Source organism: Alkalihalobacterium alkalinitrilicum (assembly GCF_002019605.1).
Classification (GTDB): domain Bacteria; phylum Bacillota; class Bacilli; order Bacillales; family Bacillaceae_F; genus Alkalihalobacterium; species Alkalihalobacterium alkalinitrilicum.
On the sequence record NZ_KV917368.1, the window covers coordinates 4,447,070 to 4,463,853 of the forward strand.

A 16,784-nucleotide genomic window follows, 5' to 3' on the forward strand; every position below is an offset into this window, starting at 1 on the left:
CGAGATAGGCAGGCTGCGAAGCTAGCGCATCAGTACCGATGATTCGAGTAAATACAGGATCTTTCGTCAATTGATCCGCTGCATCATCTTCGGTATAACCCGCAATGATTTGATAAATCTTTTGACGAAGTAAGTTTTCATTCGAATGAACGTAGTAACGTCTGTTGTCTTTCAGGTTTAAAAACTGTGCCAATGTAGAAGAAAAACCTACCTTTTCATCGAATTCTCTAAAAAGGAATTCGCCAGTATCGGACGAGAGTTCTCCTCCGTCATTAGATAATTTAATTTAACGATTGAAATCTAGTGTTAATTGCGGTAAAGTAGCCATTATACTTTCTGGTGGTTATTAGTCGCATTTTAACCTTATCAGAAATGGGTTCTTTTTTCATTTTTCAAGTGAAAAACTATTTAACAAAAAACTTATTAGATAGGCATTAATGGCCAATTAATGATTTTCTATGAATAATTCAGGTCCTATTGTAACCATAAACAAAATTCTCCAAGTATTGTGATTTAATCTTGATCTCTTAAACAATCTCAATAAAGAATACAGTAATTTAAATGATGTAAATATATCGCCTTAACATACAATGTTAGTTTTACTAATTAATATGAATTTCATGTTTTGGTTATTGAGCAATGCTCCGATAGCAAAGTGAAAAGCAGCTGACATCAGTAGCTTCTTCCTGATCAAACGATTCCCGTTTGCGTAATACTGAAATGTTTATTTATCACACTTAATTTGTATTTGTTGCAACCATATTACCTCGTTACCTTAAATAGCGCAAAAGCCATTATTTTAAAAAAACTGAAGAAAATCAACTTACTTTACTTCAATTCAGTAATTGGAATATTGAAGAGTCCAATCATAAAAACAGTAATTATAAAACATAGAAACCATGTTAACTGCGGTCTAGTAAGATGAAGTCGTATAAAAACGAACATAAGAACCCAAATGAGTGCTGACCACCACATGTTCCAACCATTATGGTGGGTAGTTAATTCCACAAGCACATAGAATCCTTCTACTACTCCCCACAATAATGTCCATATTAATATATAACCTGCCTGCTTAATTAAACGTTTCTTGAAAGGGTAATGTGAGAGGTAAATTAAAATCAACGCAGGGAAATAGACAAACTTCATCCATAAATCAGTAAGCACATGATTAGGAAGAAATAATGTCTCATGGAAATACCACAATGAATTATTATATGTTAGGAGCGTAACAGCCAAGTTCAAGGCAATTGTAAAAAGTATGGTCGAGTAGTAATTCCTCCAATTCCTCCAATCGCTAAAACGCCATGCTACAAATATTGTTATAAAAGTAATAGTTATTGTGATATATCTTAAAAACTCCACGGTAGTCCCTCCAAAAAAATACAAGCATTTGTATTTTCTAATGTTTGATGTAATAGTAGAACCTCCTGACTAACGGAAAAATAAGGACATAAAATATAGCTGAATACCACAGTTTCCAGCCCGTATAGGTTAAATATCCGAAATATACTGTTGTCCATTCAAAAAAGGTAGAAAAAGCCGCCCAAAGTAGCCAATAGGGAATAAAACGAGAAAAACTTTTTGGCATAAAATTTAGGAAAGGAATCGTAAATAAAGGGGACATAAATAATTTCGTCGTAAACGCTTCTGGACTTACAACAGGCTCACCAGCAAATTTATATAGTTCCAAGACATACCCAAGATAAAAATCAACGACGATTTCAAGGTAAGACAGACTAATCCAAATGATAACCATATCTCGACGTTTTAAATGTTTGGGTATAAACCAATTAACTAGTAAAAGAACTCCCACAATAATTGTTGCATAGAACATAGCAACTTAACTCCTTCTTAATAAAACCTCACCTCTGTAATAGATATTCTTTACTAATATCTAGAAATTATGTATATATATCAATTGAATACTACTGCTTGGTTAGTTAAGTTCATTATTTCACAAAGTCACCTAAAAATGAATATAATAATTGCACAGTATGAGTCTACTACACATAAAAGAAACGATGATGCTTATACATTATGATTGATAGTTGAATAACAATTTCCTTACAAATACTTCCCTGTGACCATATGGTGACCACGACCAAAGACAACAGAAAAACAGGGTTCCTTCGAAGTGAAGACACCCTGTTGTATCAACGTTTATGTATGGTGGAGCATAGGGGGCTCGAACCCCTGACCTCTACGCTGCCAGCGTAGCGCTCTCCCAGCTGAGCTAATGCCCCGTAAAGTGGATAAAAATATTATAGCTAGTCTTACGCTAAATTTCAACTAAAAAATCAACTCAATGAGATACCAAGTACCACCACCGATAATCCCAACCATAAATGCACTTAATATATTTTCTTTAGAAAACTTCTTATGCTTTACAAAATCAAATATGATCCAGCCAAAACAAATTGCAATGCCAAAAAGAAATGCGTCAAACATATACTCAACCTCCTAACAGCTATCAATATTTTAACAGAAAGTGGAGATAAAATACACTTGGATGGAGATAGAGATATCGGCAATACTATCTTTATCTTTTTTCGATGCTAAAATTTTAGGATTTTTTTCCTGCATAAACTGGCAATAATACCCCCACTTCAAGACTTCGAGAACTAATAGAAGGAAAAGTGAAGGAAGGGGAAAACCCTCACTGATGGAAATTTCACTTAATGTCTTAATATACTAACGCCTTCTTGCGACCCTTGAGTCATTTCACTAAGTCTAGCAAATCTTTAGTGATCTCCTAAATGGAAGAAAAAATCTTTTCTGACCCCCTCAAAATTAGAGGTTCTGCCGTATAGCTATAGGAAAGCAGCTTTCGTAAGAAAATATGTACATAGTAATGAGGTGCCTCATGATTAAAAGGAAAAAAACATTGTTTTGTTTATTGGCTGGAATCATGATATTAACGGGGTGTTCTTCAGCTTCGTCAACGATTTCAGAACAAACAGACGAAAAAAGTGAACAACTCCTTTTTGAAAATATAGATGTCGGAATAAAAATCTATGAAACAAGTGATTGGACACTAGAACAAGAAGTGTATACAGAAAACTTAAATGCAACGTTTCAATATGAAACATTAAAAGCAATCGTATCCATCGTTCCTAGTGAAAAAACAATGGAACAAATCAAACAAGAACTTCAGCTTAATGATGGTTTAATTACCGTCCTAAATGAAACGGATACGTACTATTCAATACAGACGAATCAAAAAGAAAGCATTCGCTCAGATTTGTTCATAGAGCATGATCATGGAAAGACGTTAATTCTTACGTTTATGTCACCATCTGAAGATTTTGAAAGCTACTATGAAGAAATGGAACAATTTAAAGAAAATATTAAACTTTACAACTAGGTTTTTAGAGAAAGGGAGAGTTTTGATGAAAAAGGTAGTTTGTAGTCTTATCGCAGGATCCTTTTTAATCGCAGGAGCCGTACACGCAGAAGAAACTGTAATAGTAGAAGAAGTCATAAGTACGAGTGATTTAACGGTATACAATGAGAAAGATAATTTTATTGAAGAAGATAATAGTATAGGAGAAGCTGACTTTGAGTTATTAGGGTTTGTTGATGTCTTTCAATCTACGTTAGTTAACCTAACAGATAGCGAGAAAGAGAGATTAACATTATTAATTGAGTTTGTAGCGAATACGAATATACAACTAGATCAACTTCTCCAACAAGGACAATTCGAACAAGCTGCAATTCTATTTGAAAAATATAATCAGGATTTAGAATACATTAATCAGTTAATTGAGAACGAGCAACAGGTAACAGGAGAAATCATTCAAGAAGAGGGTCTCGATATAGAGGAAGAATTATTAAGTGACATCGCAGAAGAAGTTACTGAAAAAACGTCCATGCGTGGGGTGAACTTACTAGCTTTATTAGAACGTGAAGATCTCCCAGATCAAGCAAAAGCAGGAGTTGCAAAAGCACTAGAAAATCAGAAAAAAGCTGATGCAAACCGCCAAAGAGCAAAAGAGCGAAAAGAACAGCGAAAAGTAGAAAAAGAAAATAGAAAAACAAGTGAAGAAGAGCTTGTTGATGAAGTTGCCGAAGAAGAAGTAACTGAAGCAGCTAAAAAAGAGGCAAAAGAGCAAAAAGAAAAAAATGAAATTGCTCAAAAGGGTCAAGAACGTGCGGAACAAGCAAGAGAAAAAGCAAAACAAAAAGCGGAACAAGGTCAAAAACGTGGTCATGAAGCAAAAGAACAAGGAAAAAGTCGTGGTCAGGAAGCCAAAGAAAAGGCTCAACAAAAAGGGCCAGGAAACGGAAATGGAAAAGGCAATGGCAATGGCAATGGAAACGGTAATCCAGGAAGACCATAATAGATAAGGGAGATTGGCTGACTCGCATGAATCATGTCTGATACCTCCAAATGAGAGGAGAAGACAAGGTGGAGTCAGTCTTTTTCTATGACGCTTTACCCATTGGCGATTTTAGCGTATGCTTATCGACATACAAAGCAACGGTTACATGGAGTAGGTGTAAGGATAATGGAGAATTTCAAATTAGAAGCAGTCATTGCTCAAGCAAAGACGGGGAATGAAATTGCACGGGAGCAATTAATTCTTCATTACAAACCATACATTATTAACGTCACAGGACACTTCTGTAAGAAGTTCATGACGTGGAGCGATGAAGAGTCGAGTATAGCGTTAATCGCTTTTAATCGAGCGATTGATACGTTTTCTTCAGAAGGAGGACGTTCTTTTAAGAATTATGTTTACTTACTTATTAAAAGAGACTTAATTGATTTTTATCGAAAAGAACAAAAAGAAACTCATCTGTCATTAACTATAAATGATAACGAAGAGATTACAATGAATTATGAAATTGATCAAGCGATGGAACAGTATGAAGAAATGACGCAATCATATGACTTAGTAGAGGAGATCCTAGAGTTAGATCGAAAATTAAATGAATTTAATATTTCATTTGAAGAGCTTGAGGATTATTCACCTAAACATGAAGACACAAGATTATCCTTGTTTGAAATAGCAGCTACTTTTACAAACGATGAAGAATTGGTCGAACGTCTGCTTCAAAAAAAGCAACTGCCAGTTGGTCCGTTTTCTAAAAAAGCAGGATATAAACGAAAAACACTTGAGCGTCACCGAAAATACTTGATTGCACTCATTTTACTTAATCTTAATCGTCAATGGGTTCACTTATCCGAATATATAAAAGGCACTTCAGAAAAAGGGGGGGAATAAAGATGGAGACGATCACAGGAACTGTTGTAAAAGTAACAGACGAACATATCGTTTTGTTAACCAATGACGGCAGGTTTAAAAATATTTCACGCCAGGCCGGAGAGGTACCACTCATTGGGCAACCGTTTACCCATATTGAAAAGAAAGAAAAACAGCGAAGAAAGATCCCTATTTTCAGATTTGCTTCGATTGCGGCTGCGTTATTTATTATACTCGTCACTTCTTTTATATTCCCTTTTACTGAAGAGCATGAAGAAGTGTATATCATTTCACTTGATATTAATCCTAGTATTGAAATCGCTACGGATCGGGATTTACATGTTATGCGTGCCGAAGGATTAAATGATGAAGGCATTAAAATAGTGGAATCACTTCACTGGGAGGAGAGCTTGTATACGGTGATTGATGAGATCATTGAAAAGACAGTAGAAGCAGGATATATCGAAAAGCATGTAGAGCCGATCGTTGTCACCTCAGTCATCCCATTACAAGAGGCTTCAGATGATTTGGTTGTCGATTTAAAGGATGTGATTGACTCGTCACTAAATAAAAATCAAGCGGTTGTGCCTGTTTCGGTAACATTAGATGAAGTCGAAGTTTACGATGAAGCGAAACAATCGAATCTTTCTGTCAATTATTATAAAGAGTATAAGCAGTTAGAAAAGCAGGGCATCGTCCAAAGCGAGAAGGAAATTAAAGGAAAAACGATTTCAGAATTAAAAAGAATGGAAAAACAACCGAAAAAAGAGCGCGCCGAAGAAGAGTCGCAATCATCAAACCGAGGGTCGAAAAAGATAGAAGAACGACAGCAAGAAAAAGAAAACAAGAAAAAAGAACCACCTGTAAAAAAAGAACCACAACAAAAACAAAATCAAGGTAAGGAAAATCGCGGTAACCAACCAGGAAATCAAGGCAAGCCGCCTGCGGATCGTGGGAAAAGCAATCAGACTCCAGCCAATCAAGGTAAAGAGAAGAAAGAAAACAATCGTCCCCAAACTCCACCAGGCCAACAAAAACGTGAAGACCGTCCTAGTCCACCAGGGCAACAACAAAATAAAAATAGTAATCAACCGAATCCACCTCACCAAAGAGGCGGCTAAAACATCGGAAATGCAAAAAGGACCTATATTGAACCGCACCCCAATTGTTAGACATATCTAACAATTGGGGTGTGTTGTCGTTTTAAGCTTATAACATCTCCGTTAGAAAGTATCTAAAGCTCAGTCTAATTAGCTTTATTGAACAAACCTTGGCTGATTTTTACATTTTTGAGCATAATAACTCGAGAATATATGAGCTGGAGGGACTATGTTGAAAAAGTACTTTCGAATATTAGTTGTTAGCTGTTTTATTCTAGTAGCTTACTTTACTGGAATAGGGACGCAATTAACAAGTGCGAATGAAAAAGTAAGTGAATTGCACATGGCAGAAGGCATTTTAGTGAATACGGAATGGCTAGATAAAAATAAAAATGTCGTAAAGATAATTGATACGCGAAAAGAGGGCTATGAAGAAGGTCATATTCCAAATGCTGTCCATTATCCGTATACAAAACTTATCGATCGCGATCATCCAATTGCAGAATATCTTCTTTCCCAAAGACCATTTGAAAAAGACATGAAGAAGCTTGGCGTACGTGACGATCAAACAGTCGTTATTTATGACGATGGAAGTAGCCCGCATGCGGCACGGTTATTTTTTGCATTAGAATACTATGGACACAGAGATGTACGACTGTTAGATGGTGGATTGAAGGCATGGAAAGAACATGAGAAATCTTTATCTCAAGAACGGGTTGAAAACAAGAAGGGCAACTTTAAAGCTCGTCCAACTAAAAATTTATTAGTCGATAAAACGTTTGTTAAAGAAGCGATTGGAAAAGAAAATTATGTTCTTCTCGATGTTCGCTCTCCTGAAGAATATAGAGGCGAAGATCGACGAGCGAAAAGAGGCGGCCATATACCTACCGCTGTAAACCTCGAATGGAAGAAAGCATTGGAACAAACGGAAGTACCTTATTTTAAATCGCTAGAACAACTTGAAAATCAGTTTAAGGAAGTCGGTGTTACCGAGGATAAGAAGATAATTATTTATTGTCAATCAGCGCTTCGCTCATCGCACACCTACTTTACGTTACGGCTCTTAGGGTTTGAACACCTTCAAGTCTACGAAGGGTCATGGGCCGAGTGGGGAAATGATCCTGATACACCAATTGTTATCCCTGAATAACAGTTTTTTAAGGTACTCCATAAGTTGGAGTGCTTATTTTTTTGGAATTGGAAAAAAGTTCTTGTAAAACTAATACCATTAGTTATAATGAAAACTAATGGTATTAGTTTTATGTGAGGAGAGATGAAATTGAGAATAAAACGAGAAGGATCGATTTATCAATTGTCGTTTATGCCGCATTTTTTTCCTGTAAATTGTTATTTTGTAGAAGAAGACGATGGTCTGACCTTAGTGGATGCGGCATTGCCTTATAGTGACAAGGCTATTCTCAAAGCTGCTCAAAATCTAGGGAAGCCCATAGCGCGTATCGTGTTGACACACGCTCACGATGATCATGTAGGTGCCTTAGATTCATTGACACAACAACTCCCTCATGTGCCGATCTATATTTCAAAACGAGAAATCCGCTTAATGGCAGGAGATAAGAGTCTCGATCAACACGAACCACAAACACCAATTCGAGGAGGGGTCCCGAAAAAATTAAAAACACGTGCCAATATCCTCGTTTCAGAAGGAGACCAAATTGGTTCTCTTCTTGCTATTTCGACACCAGGTCATACGCCAGGTCATATGGCGTTCCTCGATACAAGGGATCATGCACTTATAGCTGGAGATGCTTATCAAACACGAACAGGTGTAACCGTAGTGAATCAGCTCAAGTTAAGCTTTCCATTTCCTTCATTAGCCACATGGAATAAACAAGCTGCGCTTCAAAGTGCACAAAAACTATTGGAATATCAATCTTCATTACTAGCTGTAGGTCATGGTGAAATGATAAGGAATCCAGTAGAAGAAATGAAACGTGCACTCGTTGAATCAGAACGAGCCGAGGAAAGGAGTAATAAACTGTAATCAACGTTTTGGATTTGATTGGTTTCAAACACTGGCTAAAAAGTTTGGTGCTGAAATATTTTCGTTAATCAAGAAGAGTTATCTCCACAAGAGGAATTGATTCAAGATTTAATAGCGATCATTCATGTCTTTTCTTGCCGTATTTACGGACTTCGTAAATATAAGAAAAAAATTAAAGAGGATGATTCGTTATGAAAAAGGCATTTAAAACCGAAATCCGTCTTACGGACGAGCAACAAACGAAAATTCATCAAACGATTGGTGTGTGCCGATTCTTGTACAACCGTTTTCTTGCCTACAACCGTGACCATTACGAGCAGTACAAACAAGGGAAGTTAGAGTATGGTTATGTGAGTGGGATGGACTTCGATAAGTATGTAAATAATGATTTATCGAAACAAGAAGGATTTAAGTGGATTAAACAGGTAGGAAGTAAAGCAGGACGTTATTATGTATCGGTACTTTGTGAGGTAGAAGTTTCTACTAAAGAAGAACAACTCACACAAGAAGGTGTTGGCATTGACTTAGGTATCAAGACGTTTGCCGTTTGTAGTAACGATGCTACATTTCCTAACATCAACAAGACCGTACATGTTCGTAAGCTAGAGAAGAAATTAAGAAGAGAACAACGTTCTCTTTCTCGAAAGTATGAGTTTTTTTACAAAGAGACAAAAACGAAAGGTGGTGAACCTGCTACGAAACGTACCAACCTACAGAAAAATCTCCTTCGAGTGCAACGATTTCATCAACGCCTGGCAAAGATTCGTCAAGAGTACGTCAAATCAGTCGTTAATCAGGTGGTCAAAACCAAGCTATCTTTTATCACGATTGAGTACTTGAACATCAAAGGTATGATGAAAAACAAACACTTATCGAAAGCCATTGCCAAGCAATGCTTTTACGAGTTTACCAAGTGGCTTGAAGCGAAATGTCGTGAAAATGGGATTGAGTTACGACAAGTGGGTCGGTTCTATCCTTCCAGTAAGACATGTAGCCAATGTGGTCAGGTCAAGAAAGATTTACGCTTAAAAGACCGAGTGTTTACATGTTCCTGTGGTCATAGGACAGATCGGGATAAAAACGCTTCACTCAATTTGGTACAAGCGAAGGAATATACAATACTCACCTAAAGAGTTTGTATATATGTACGGGGGGCTACCTCGGAATTTACGCCTGTGGAGAGCTATACCAACGAAAGTAGCTAACTACTCCAACAGTAGGGTGAAATCGGGTTCGCAAAAGCAGGAATTGTCTTAATGTATATGGTTGTATACGTTTTTAGTAGTAGTAAAAAGCATGTCACCTAGAGTAGGATTAGATACAGAAACGATCATAAAAACAGCCGTAGAAATGGCGGATAATAATGGTGTTGATTCGGTCACATTATCTTCTTTAGCTAAACAGCTAAATATCCGTCCACCATCTCTTTATAACCATATCGAAGGATTAGACGAATTAAAGAAGGAACTTGCTATTCATGGATTAAAGAAACTGTACCAAAGTCTTGTTGAAGCAGATACTCATGATAAGGGCGATCTCGCTGTTCGTACCCTGGCTTTGGCCTATGTTCATTTTGTTCGCTTACACCCTGGGTTGTACGAAGCAACGTTTCAAGCACCTGACATGAATGATCCAGATGTTCAATTGGCAGGAAGTAAAATCGTTGATCTCGTTGTCGATGCCCTTTCTGTTTATCCTTTAAAAAAAGATGAAGCTCTTCATGCCGTTCGTGGGCTACGAAGCATACTTCATGGCTTTTCAGCAATAGAACAACAAGGTGGATTTGGCCTTCCGTTAGACGTGGATGTAAGTTTAAACTTTATTATTGATTCGTTTATTAGAGGATTGGATATGGAGGAAGATGAAAATAAGAGGTGAAGCCATGTATACTCTACAAATTGTAAACTTAGGAGCCCGATTTTTATTAGAGATTTGTGCCCTTTGCGTTATTGCCTTTCTTGGTTGGAAAATGGGCAGTGGATTTTTTTCTAAAATAACATTATCGGTAAGTTTCACTTTAATAGTCATGGTCATTTGGGGTATCTTCGGCTCTCCTAAGGCCCCATTTCCTCTAAATGGTGGTTACCGAATGTTGCTCGAGTTAGGTATTTTCGGAATAGCAGTAGTTGGATTGTACGTTTCTGGAAAACCGTTACTTGCCATCTTGTTTGCTAGTGTTATTATAGTAAATCGCCTTTTGAGTTTCCCTACATTACCCTGCTTAGTCACCAAATAAAAAAATAAAAGCCCAAACCATTTACTCAGTTGAGAATATGATGAGACTGATTAATCTTTGAGGAGGGTAAATGGTGGAAGAGAAGAAAAAACAAAAAGGAACGGATGCGAACGTACCGAAGCAAGAGACAGAAATGTATGATCCGTGGGATCTGATTTTATTTGGTCCCCCTATACAACCTGAAATTCAAGCTGAAAGTCAACAACCTAAAAATACGAAGAAAAGCAAAAAGTAAGGATGAATAAGAGGTTACAGCTAAATAGCTGTAACCTTTTTTGTTTGATTATATGGTCTTCTTTCTTAGTAGAAAAATGGAAATAATAAACTACTTAAACCGAAGAATGGGAAGCGGCGACGTCTAAATCTGCGGAAACGTCTAGGGTAGCCGAAGCCATGACCGTATCCGTAACCAGGTCCGTAGCCATAACCAGGACCATATCCATAACCAGGGCCAAATCCACCACCTAAACCAGCAACACCTACACCGAATTGGCGTGAATGATCTTGTGGATAATCTTCCATATCTCCCATTGGTAGAAGCATTGTAACTCCCTCATGATCGACTTGTTCAATAATGCCATCATGCGTTTGTCCGTCTACCGTTTGTAGTTGTACAAAGTGAAGGTGAAGGTTCATGCAAGAATCATGCATATATTTGTTATGGTCTTGATGTCCAGCCGTAACTGGGGTCTGCCCTGTTGGTTGTACCATGTGTCCTGTTCCATTATACATATGTCCAGTTGGTTGTTGTGCCATATGGCCGTTCATATGAGTATGTTGCATTATTTAATAGCCTCCTTAATGTTTTCACCCATATCATATTCACTTAGTAGGCATTCGTTCATTCTTTTTAAAACTTTAAGAAGGTTAATTTTTTATTCCGCAACAACTGGCAGTTTCACGCTATGGAATTAGTAAAAGAAGGCACTGGAATTTTCAACATCGATTGAGAGAATTTTTTTATTTTCTTTGCTGAAGCCCAAACAGATTGAATTGATGAGCATACAGTATGGTTGTAGGCTTTAAAAATACCTAAAGGAGTGATCTCAATGTCTGGTTACGGACACACAGGCGGATTTGCGTTATTAGTCGTATTATTTATCCTTCTTATTATCATAGGAGCTTCATATACTGGCTACGGTTATTAATCAATAGCAACCAGAAGAAGATAACTCATAAGTGTCTGTGTTTATCGTATTCGACGAGAAACACAGACACTTTTACATTAGGTTATCTTCTTTTTTTACTTTCGAGTGGGTAATAAATATTATTTTTCACTAATGGCAAACTATAAATAACGAAGGGAGGGCTTTGTAATGGATAAAAACAATGAGCAAGCATCGTTACAGCAAAGTAAAGAAGTGGCAGAAAATTCATACCAACCATCAGATTACAAAAGTACCAACGAAACGGAAAAAGGACTCGCTTTTGTTCATGAACAAGTAAGTGACGCTTATGTAGAAGGTACGATTGATGGACAAATTGAGGAAACGCGAAATAACACTGACTTAGGTAAAGCTGAAGAAGGGTTTAAGGAAATGGAGGATTTTGATAACGAATAATTCATAGTGGCTATTTCATTAGAGTCGGACAAGCTCTATTGAGATAGCTTTTTTATAGTTTAGGTTCTGCTTTAGAAGTAGACAAAACTCATTCAACTAAGTATTCTTGGTAATCAACTGTATTTTCTAACATTTGCATTAAGCGCTTCAAAACTATGCTAATGTTGTGTATATTTAAAGGATATTCTAAGAATTGAAGAGGTGTAATGATGAGTAAATTAAATATTAACCTCGTTCTTTGTCACGAGGCTGATAAAAATACTGGATCACTTAATGGGATACATAACCATTTTAAAAAGGGAGAAAACGGGGTTACTTTTAGTCTTGTAATGTTTATTTCAGCATTAGATAAAATTGAACGTGATTTACATTTGCTCCTCATTTCTGGTGACGGCAAACAAAAATTACTAAGGAAGGTAAGAGTTGAACAAGGGGAAAAACAGGCATCTAATGATATGCACGTCAATTCATTTACCGAAGTTGGTTTAGAAGAAGGACTTTATGAGTTTCGGGTCCTGTCCACACCATTGAGCGAAGAAGCGGTACAATTACAAGATTTAACCCAAGACAGCACGTTAGAAGGGCTCGTTAAATTTAAAGTGATGTAATGGGGGAGGGGTGTTCTAGGAACATCGCTCTTTTGATAAAAAAGTTAAATAAACGTTAATTAAACGTAATTATAAGGTTTTGAGGGTTTTTACTAGTGTTTTGTTTACAGTTCATTCTTATTAAGCATGGGTATTGACAGGGATTAAGATGTATTATAAAGATAAAGGAATATCTGTCCGTTTCATGATAATTAAAAGAGGAAAAAACGAATATAGCCAAAACACTAGGGATTTGACATTCCTAGTGTTTTATCATATTGCGATATATTTTCATGTCATTTATACAACTGCACAAATCGGTCTATTAACCAACCTGCAATTAGTAATAGTACAAAAATGACAACCATATCTGAAACGAGATACCCAAGGTAGAATGCCCCCTCCATATCTAGTGAAACATCTGCTTCAGCTTGGGCTAGCAACAGTTGGTCGAGTGCTAGTTGGATGTCTGCAGGGGTAATGAGTACTCCCCACTCCGTTATCAAGCGGTAAATACTAGTACTTTTAAATAAGTTCCATACATAATGAGTGCCTAAACCAATGGCAATGGCAAGGAGCCAGCCTCCTTTATATACTGTTTTGGAGATAAGGTATAAGACGGTCGCAAAAGCCCCTAGTTGAAGTGAGGCAAGAATTAACATGAGAATGGGAACATACCAAAATGTATGAAAAATCGATAAAATCATGAAGAATATTTCATGTATATCACTTTGAAAAACGTAAATGAGTAGATAAAAACCAAGAAATGAAGCCGCTAGTGAAATAAGAAAGTGAGTAGCTACGGCTGAAAATTTAGCGGTAATAAGGGACCAACCACTCTGTGGAATTGTTAGCCAAAGGTTCACATGATGATGACGCCATTCTTTTGATAAGGAGTCAAACATCCCAATAAACATATAGATGATATGAAGCATTAAGAGTGGTACAATGCTCATTAAAGCGAGCTCACTATTATAACGGAACATAATAAAGAACAAAGAAAGGTAAAAAATGATTAATAGGCTAATATTGACGAGTAATCGCGTTTGATTGGCTCGTAAATCTTTCTGATATAGGGCAAACCAGCTCACTTTAACACCTCCCTCATAAAATCAATCACGCTTTGTTGGCGTTCTTCACGGAGTTGCTCCACATCGTTAAAGTAAACGATCGAGCCATTTTTAATGAACAAAACTTTATCTAATAGAGGTTCAATCTCTTCCACTTCATGGGTCGATAAAATAATCAGTTGTTTCTCAAGGTCTGCATATTTTGCAAATGCTTTAATAATATCTTCTCTTACAATGGGATCAAGTCCTGAAAGAGGCTCATCTAACAGTAAACAAGGAACATTTCGCCCGAGCGAAAGGGCAATTTTTACACGGGCCCGATTACCCTTTGATAGATGACCTACTTTTTGGTTTTGCTCTACATGAATATCGGATAAGATCGCTTCAGATTTAGATCTTTCAAAGTCAGGAAACACTTTTTCATAAAAAAGGATCGTTTCTTTAACCGTATAAAATGGAAATAAATCATCGTCCTCAGATAAATAGGCACACTGTTTGGTTGTTTGCCTTGAAACCGTTTCTCCTAACAGGTGGACGGTTCCAGTTGTAGGTTTTAGAAGTCCAGCAATAAGTTTTAATAGCGTTGATTTACCACTTCCGTTTGCGCCGATTAAGCCTATAATTCCAGGGTGATCAACAGAGAGGGTAAGGTTGTCTAGTGCTTTTTTCGTTCCGTACTGTTTCATTACATTTTCAATAGTAAGGATAGGTGTACTCAACTTAGCTATTCTCCTTTCTCAGTAATTTTTGTTTGTAGTTTTTCTAAAATTTCACGTGGAGTAAAGCCGATACTTTCCATTTCTTCGATAAATGTGTTCATTTGTTCTTCAGCTAGTTGTTGTCTCAGCTGTTCAATGACTTGAGCGTCATTCACTACAAATGTGCCTTGACCACGCTTGGATTCAACTACACCCATTCGTTCCATCTCCATATAAGTCCTTTGAACAGTATTTGGATTGACACCTGCTTCGACTGCGGTTTCCCTCACCGAAGGAAGCTTTTCTCCTGCTCGGATGTGGCCGCTACAAATTTTATGAAAAAAACGATGCATAAGTTGATAATAGATTGGTTTTGTATTGTCAAAATCTTGAGACATAACCCAACTCCCTTAAGTAAATTAAGCATTTACATCTCTTTTTATAAACAGATACGATGAAATTGCATGAAAGCTAATAAAATAAATGACAAGCATCATAATAGAAAATCCGAGTGTCATACCTTCAATCAATGGTTGCCCCGTAAAGTATTGTTGTAAATGTGTATGAGCAAATAAAATATATTTTATCCAATCGTACTGACTTAAAGCGAAAACGAGCTGTGTGCCAGTGAACATTAAAAATATTGATAATCCAACCGCTAACGATTGGTTCCGGAAAACACTTGCAATCATAAAGGCAAATGTCACCATCATCAATAATTCTACACTGTTTAATGCGTAAATAAAAAGAATGTGTAAGAACAGCGGAGTTTCTTTGATGGTCCCATCGTGGTAAGAAAGTTGAACTGAACTTAAGTCAGAAAATCCAAAGAATAAGCCACCTAAAATAAAGGACACAATGAATAAAGTCAAAAGAAAAAATAATGTATAACAAAACGCCGAAACGTATTTGGACCGTAATATTTTCAACCGATGGACAGGTCGAATGAGTAAAAGTTTGATAGTCCCTGAAGAAAATTCTCCAGCACAGATGAGGCAGCGATAACAATTGTAAATAAGGTAATGATACTAACGAGTGCAGCACTATTTTGCGTAAAGCCCCAAACCGATTGTTCATAGATGGGAGCAATATCATTTACTAATCGGTATTCATTCATAGTCATTACTTCATGGAAGTATTGCTTCTGGTTTTCGGACACCGTTGGATCGTTTAAAAGCTGGTTGAAGTGCTCGTTCTCAGCAGTTGTTGCACTTCTCCAGTCTGTCGTTTCTTCCATAGGCATTAAAAACTTCGTTACCATTCCGACCCCTAAAATCATTACAAGTAATAACCCCATCATAACCCACGTACTAGTACGAGAATATATTTTAATATTTTCATTATGAATCATTCTCAATATTTTGTTCATATGGTCTTGCCTCCAGTCACTTGCAAGAATTTTTCTTCTAAAGTTGTCGCTTTTCTTTCGATTAAATAAATTTCGATGTCATTATGAACAAGTTCACGAGTAACAGACGGTATGTCTTCATGGGCAGCGATAACGTGAACCGTTTCGTTATCTATTTTACTTTCGAGCTGCGGAAATTTTGTTTTTATTACATTTATAGCTTTCTCTACTGGCATAGCATGAAAATGGTACACTTGTGCATCGTCGTTCACAAAGTCACTAATCGTTTTTATGTCGATCATTTTTCCGTTTTGAATAATTCCAATTCGATCACACATCAGTTCCATCTCCGAAAGTAAATGACTGGAAACGAGAATGGCTAATCCATCTTCATGAGCTAAGCGTCGTAAATAATCCCTGATTTCTCTGATTCCAGCTGGATCGAGTCCATTCGTTGGTTCATCTAAGATTAGAAGGGACGGCGAGTGAAGAAGTGCTTGTGCAATCCCTAGTCTTTGACGCATCCCGAGAGAATAAGTTTTGACCTTTTCTTTAATTCGGTCTTTTAAACCGACTAATTCAACGACTTCACTAATTCTCTCTTCGCTAACTCCGTCCACCATTCGAGCATATTGGCGCAAATTTCCAATACCACTTAAGTAACTATACATTTCAGGATTTTCAACGATAGCCCCAGTATGGGAAATGGCTTGTTCAAAATTTTTTGTAATATGACTTCCTTTGATGTAAATATCGCCAGCTGTAATAGAGATCAGACCGACAATCATTCGGATGGTCGTCGTTTTTCCCGCCCCATTAGGTCCTAAAAAACCAAATACTTCTCCAGGATATACATCAAAAGAAACATCGTCGATTATCTTTTTCTTTTTTATTACTTTTGATCACTAGTGTTGCATTAAAAGAAACAGAATATTTAAAATACTATAAATCTTCAATTATTTATTGATTTGGAT

Annotated in this window: 24 protein-coding genes, 1 tRNA gene and 1 pseudogene; 14 read left to right on the forward strand and 12 right to left on the reverse strand. The window is 36.9% G+C overall.

Going from position 1 to position 16,784, the window contains the following annotated elements; translation table 11 throughout:
• The 5 genes from BK574_RS28560 to BK574_RS27930 all read right to left on the reverse strand — a co-directional run.
• The coding region (locus BK574_RS28560) for a transposase (RefSeq protein ID WP_238458145.1) at positions 1–286 on the reverse strand (286 nt) is incomplete at its 3' end.
• A gap of 542 nt (positions 287–828) precedes the next feature.
• Complete coding sequence (locus tag BK574_RS29325; protein ID WP_078430050.1) at positions 829–1,362, reverse strand: CBO0543 family protein; 534 nt, start codon at positions 1,360–1,362, stop codon at positions 829–831.
• A 37-nt stretch (positions 1,363–1,399) separates the two neighbouring features.
• Positions 1,400–1,834, reverse strand: a complete 435-nt coding sequence (locus BK574_RS21555; RefSeq protein WP_078430051.1) for a CBO0543 family protein — start codon at positions 1,832–1,834, stop codon at positions 1,400–1,402.
• A 333-nt stretch (positions 1,835–2,167) separates the two neighbouring features.
• Positions 2,168–2,243 (reverse strand) — tRNA-Ala (locus BK574_RS21560).
• Positions 2,244–2,289: 46 nt separating this feature from the next.
• The gene (locus BK574_RS27930) at positions 2,290–2,448 is read right to left on the reverse strand and encodes a hypothetical protein (protein WP_169917360.1); all 159 of its coding nucleotides are present in this window, start codon (positions 2,446–2,448) and stop codon (positions 2,290–2,292) included.
• A gap of 415 nt (positions 2,449–2,863) precedes the next feature.
• On the opposite strand from BK574_RS27930, the gene BK574_RS21565 reads away from it, so the two are divergent.
• From BK574_RS21565 to BK574_RS27695, 11 genes and pseudogenes are all read left to right on the forward strand, one after another.
• Positions 2,864–3,364 (forward strand): hypothetical protein, encoded by a 501-nt coding sequence (locus tag BK574_RS21565; RefSeq protein ID WP_078430052.1) that lies wholly within the window; start codon positions 2,864–2,866, stop codon positions 3,362–3,364.
• A gap of 25 nt (positions 3,365–3,389) precedes the next feature.
• The gene (locus BK574_RS21570) at positions 3,390–4,340 is read left to right on the forward strand and encodes a hypothetical protein (protein ID WP_078430053.1); all 951 of its coding nucleotides are present in this window, start codon (positions 3,390–3,392) and stop codon (positions 4,338–4,340) included.
• Positions 4,341–4,427: 87 nt separating this feature from the next.
• Positions 4,428–5,228, forward strand: coding sequence for an RNA polymerase sigma-I factor (sigI, locus tag BK574_RS21575; RefSeq protein WP_078430054.1), 801 nt, complete (start codon positions 4,428–4,430; stop codon positions 5,226–5,228).
• Positions 5,229–5,230: 2 nt separating this feature from the next.
• Positions 5,231–6,328, forward strand: a complete 1,098-nt coding sequence (locus tag BK574_RS21580; protein ID WP_158211716.1) for an anti-sigma-I factor RsgI family protein — start codon at positions 5,231–5,233, stop codon at positions 6,326–6,328.
• Positions 6,329–6,539: 211 nt separating this feature from the next.
• Complete coding sequence (locus BK574_RS21585; RefSeq protein WP_218970607.1) at positions 6,540–7,457, forward strand: sulfurtransferase; 918 nt, start codon at positions 6,540–6,542, stop codon at positions 7,455–7,457.
• 129 nt (positions 7,458–7,586) lie between these two features.
• Positions 7,587–8,309: an MBL fold metallo-hydrolase gene (locus BK574_RS21590; protein ID WP_078430057.1), complete on the forward strand. Its 723-nt coding sequence runs from the start codon at positions 7,587–7,589 to the stop codon at positions 8,307–8,309.
• A gap of 4 nt (positions 8,310–8,313) precedes the next feature.
• Positions 8,314–8,504 (forward strand): annotated as a pseudogene (locus BK574_RS21595) (IS607 family transposase); the annotation flags it as partial.
• Complete coding sequence (locus BK574_RS21600) at positions 8,501–9,439, forward strand: RNA-guided endonuclease InsQ/TnpB family protein (RefSeq protein ID WP_078430058.1); 939 nt, start codon at positions 8,501–8,503, stop codon at positions 9,437–9,439. The pseudogene BK574_RS21595 and the gene BK574_RS21600, both read left to right, overlap by 4 nt.
• A 166-nt stretch (positions 9,440–9,605) precedes the next feature.
• Positions 9,606–10,187 carry a TetR/AcrR family transcriptional regulator gene (locus BK574_RS21605; RefSeq protein WP_078430059.1) on the forward strand — a complete coding sequence of 194 codons (582 nt, stop codon included), beginning with the start codon at positions 9,606–9,608 and terminating at the stop codon, positions 10,185–10,187.
• Between the two features lie 4 nt (positions 10,188–10,191).
• Entirely contained in the window at positions 10,192–10,545 is a 354-nt protein-coding gene (locus BK574_RS21610; RefSeq protein WP_158211717.1) for a YrdB family protein, read from the forward strand.
• Positions 10,546–10,618: 73 nt separating this feature from the next.
• Positions 10,619–10,780, forward strand: coding sequence for a hypothetical protein (locus tag BK574_RS27695; protein WP_218970608.1), 162 nt, complete (start codon positions 10,619–10,621; stop codon positions 10,778–10,780).
• A gap of 65 nt (positions 10,781–10,845) precedes the next feature.
• Here BK574_RS27695 and BK574_RS21615 read toward each other — a convergent pair whose 3' ends face one another.
• Complete coding sequence (locus BK574_RS21615) at positions 10,846–11,328, reverse strand: hypothetical protein (protein WP_180320597.1); 483 nt, start codon at positions 11,326–11,328, stop codon at positions 10,846–10,848.
• Between the two features lie 266 nt (positions 11,329–11,594).
• On the opposite strand from BK574_RS21615, the gene BK574_RS21620 reads away from it, so the two are divergent.
• The 3 genes from BK574_RS21620 (at position 11,595) to BK574_RS21630 (ending at position 12,715) form a co-directional block, all read left to right on the forward strand.
• Complete coding sequence (locus tag BK574_RS21620) at positions 11,595–11,693, forward strand: YjcZ family sporulation protein (protein WP_075388346.1); 99 nt, start codon at positions 11,595–11,597, stop codon at positions 11,691–11,693.
• Between the two features lie 168 nt (positions 11,694–11,861).
• On the forward strand, positions 11,862–12,107 hold the full coding sequence (locus tag BK574_RS21625) for a YozQ family protein (RefSeq protein WP_075388347.1): 246 nt from the start codon (positions 11,862–11,864) through the stop codon (positions 12,105–12,107).
• 209 nt (positions 12,108–12,316) lie between these two features.
• Positions 12,317–12,715 carry a hypothetical protein gene (locus BK574_RS21630; RefSeq protein ID WP_075388348.1) on the forward strand — a complete coding sequence of 133 codons (399 nt, stop codon included), beginning with the start codon at positions 12,317–12,319 and terminating at the stop codon, positions 12,713–12,715.
• A 275-nt stretch (positions 12,716–12,990) separates the two neighbouring features.
• Here the strand turns inward: BK574_RS21630 and BK574_RS21635 are convergent, their stop codons facing one another.
• From BK574_RS21635 to BK574_RS21660, 6 genes are read right to left on the reverse strand one after another with little or no spacing between them, the layout of a single operon-like run.
• Complete coding sequence (locus BK574_RS21635; RefSeq protein WP_078430061.1) at positions 12,991–13,785, reverse strand: hypothetical protein; 795 nt, start codon at positions 13,783–13,785, stop codon at positions 12,991–12,993.
• Entirely contained in the window at positions 13,782–14,483 is a 702-nt protein-coding gene (locus tag BK574_RS21640; protein WP_238458069.1) for an ABC transporter ATP-binding protein, read from the reverse strand. The genes BK574_RS21635 and BK574_RS21640 overlap by 4 nt, the downstream gene beginning before the upstream one ends.
• Positions 14,484–14,488: 5 nt before the next feature.
• Positions 14,489–14,860 carry a GntR family transcriptional regulator gene (locus BK574_RS21645; RefSeq protein WP_078430062.1) on the reverse strand — a complete coding sequence of 124 codons (372 nt, stop codon included), beginning with the start codon at positions 14,858–14,860 and terminating at the stop codon, positions 14,489–14,491.
• A 21-nt stretch (positions 14,861–14,881) separates the two neighbouring features.
• Positions 14,882–15,478, reverse strand: coding sequence for an ABC transporter permease (locus BK574_RS21650; RefSeq protein ID WP_078430063.1), 597 nt, complete (start codon positions 15,476–15,478; stop codon positions 14,882–14,884).
• A complete protein-coding gene (locus tag BK574_RS21655; RefSeq protein ID WP_078430064.1) occupies positions 15,388–15,831 on the reverse strand; it encodes a hypothetical protein in 444 nt (147 codons plus the stop codon). The genes BK574_RS21650 and BK574_RS21655 overlap by 91 nt, the downstream gene beginning before the upstream one ends.
• Entirely contained in the window at positions 15,828–16,703 is an 876-nt protein-coding gene (locus BK574_RS21660) for an ABC transporter ATP-binding protein (RefSeq protein ID WP_078430065.1), read from the reverse strand. Before BK574_RS21660 ends, BK574_RS21655 begins: the two co-directional genes overlap by 4 nt.
• Positions 16,704–16,784: the final 81 nt, after the last annotated feature.